This window comes from Paenibacillus sp. VT-400, assembly GCF_001029205.1.
Classification (GTDB): domain Bacteria; phylum Bacillota; class Bacilli; order Paenibacillales; family Paenibacillaceae; genus Paenibacillus; species Paenibacillus amylolyticus.
This window is the reverse complement of record NZ_LELF01000113.1, coordinates 1-215: the sequence shown is the minus strand read 5'-3', so window position 1 is coordinate 215 and position 215 is coordinate 1. Positions and strand designations below refer to the sequence as shown.

Sequence of the window (215 nt, the reverse complement as noted above, 5' to 3'; positions counted from 1 at the left end):
GGCCAAGTACCATCGGCGCTAGAGGGCTTAACGGTCGTGTTCGGGATGGGTACGTGTGGAACCCCTCCGCCATCGCCACCAAACGCGTAGCTTACATTTCAGAGATCATTCTCTGAAAACTAGATTCGAAACGAAACATGCGAATTATCACTTGCTATTGGATAAGCCCTCGACCGATTAGTACTGGTCAGCTCCATGCATTGCTGCACTTCCAC

General features: G+C 50.7%; 1 rRNA gene. It reads right to left on the bottom strand.

From position 1 onward, the window contains the following. A 5S ribosomal RNA gene (gene rrf / locus EL84_RS30600) occupies positions 1 to 83 on the bottom strand; the annotation flags it as partial. Between the last annotated feature and the right edge of the window lie 132 nt (positions 84 to 215).